This window comes from Salinicola salarius (genome assembly GCF_002179555.1).
In the GTDB taxonomy this organism is placed as follows: Bacteria; Pseudomonadota; Gammaproteobacteria; order Pseudomonadales; family Halomonadaceae; genus Salinicola; species Salinicola salarius_A.
Map to the genome: position 1 here is coordinate 1 of NZ_NHOU01000103.1, position 1,392 is coordinate 1,392.

2 protein-coding genes are annotated in these 1,392 nt (G+C 54.2%); both read left to right on the forward strand.

Annotation, left to right across the window (positions count from 1 at the left end):
- Positions 1 to 246 precede the first annotated feature (246 nt).
- Positions 247 to 810 (forward strand): hypothetical protein, encoded by a 564-nt coding sequence (locus CCD76_RS19305; RefSeq protein ID WP_256961398.1) that lies wholly within the window; start codon positions 247 to 249, stop codon positions 808 to 810.
- Positions 803 to 1,216 carry a hypothetical protein gene (locus tag CCD76_RS19310; RefSeq protein ID WP_087721105.1) on the forward strand — a complete coding sequence of 138 codons (414 nt, stop codon included), beginning with the start codon at positions 803 to 805 and terminating at the stop codon, positions 1,214 to 1,216. The genes CCD76_RS19305 and CCD76_RS19310 overlap by 8 nt, the downstream gene beginning before the upstream one ends.
- Positions 1,217 to 1,392 lie beyond the last annotated feature (176 nt).

Genomic DNA, 1,392 nt, shown 5'->3' on the forward strand with positions numbered 1-1,392 from the left:
ACTGAGCTGACGCTCCTGCGAGACCACCACAACATCAGAAAGCGAGCGACTGGAGCAGGGGTCGGCGATAACGTCTGCTTGGACGGTCGCCATTGATTCCAAAGAGCTATAAGTAAGTAGGAAAAGGGCTGCGTTCTGGCATTACTCAACAGCCACTCGCGCTGAAGAGGCGAATCCTGATAAGCAATGCCAACAGCCAGTACCTTCAGACCGCTCAATCAGCGCCCTCGTGAATAAGGCGGGATCATGATGACACCGGATAATCCGTCGGCGAGACCAAGCCTGATGGGATGGATGCCTGCGTCGATGGCCACTTCGGAGGCTCAGGCATATGAGCAGTATGTGGATCTGGTGGACCAGGCCATCCGATTAGCTGCCAATGATATGGCGTTGAGCGCCACCAAACTCAGTAACGTGGAGACGCCTGAGATTGATGGCCATCCACTGATGCTCTGGTCCATTGAAAGCACTGAGCATGGATGCGGTGCAGGTCAATGTGTGGTTGCTTACAACATCAAAACGCCGAATCTCTGGAAGTCTCCAGCCTACGTGGAAGGTGCTGAGCCCGAAAGCTACAACATCGCGGCTAATCATCCAGAGAATTATTCTCGCCTCGTTTTCCGGCAATCAGGTGAGCAACTCAGCTTCCCTGTGGATGAGTTCTATCGCACGGTCAGTGGTGCCTTACCATCCTGGATGTTGATGTATTTTCCTCCCGGCACCGTCATCCAGGATAGCGAACCGCTGCCGTACCCTGTGCTTTACGAGCAGGGCCAGGGACTGATGTTCAAGGAGCCAGATCATGAGTGACTGGCATGATGAACTTGAGTTCGCTCTGTTGCCGCTTGAAGACGCCAAAATCGATAGCGACTGCATGACCTTTGTGATCAGCAATGCCCTGAGCGAGCAAGGCATCTTTCATCAATGTCGTATCGGATACGCAGAGGACCGGCTGAGCCGAATAGCCACCGCTCCCCATTGCTGGATCGAACTCGAACAGGGCTGGTGTATTGATCTGCGGCTCAGGCATTGGCTGGGCGATGAGGACGACCTTCCTCACGGTGTATTCCAGCCATCCAACTACCCCAGAGTTCGATACCAAGGCAGTGCGTGGCTGGTTCCACGCCTGGACGCAGGAGATTTGAGGGCGATGACGAACGATGTCTACGACAAAGTGAAACTGCCATGGCTGGCCGGACGAGCCAGAGCGGCCTGACGCCGGGCAAAACTTGCATTTTCTCAGGTTCTGATAGCTTCGAAGTAAAGAACTATCTGGCACTGAAACCATGGTGAGGGTGACAAAAATAGTAGCAGTAGGGCTCGCCGGGATCTGCATTGTGGAGCTCGCCTTTAGAGGTACCTGTAGGGTCCCGGATGATCGGATCGCCTATA

What these genes read in the sequence shown, in the direction of transcription:
- CCD76_RS19305 (WP_256961398.1), top strand. Translation starts at nt 247, where the DNA reads ATGATGACACCGGATAATCCGTCGGCGAGACCAAGCCTGATGGGATGG.
- CCD76_RS19310 (WP_087721105.1), top strand. Translation starts at nt 803, where the DNA reads ATGAGTGACTGGCATGATGAACTTGAGTTCGCTCTGTTGCCGCTTGAA.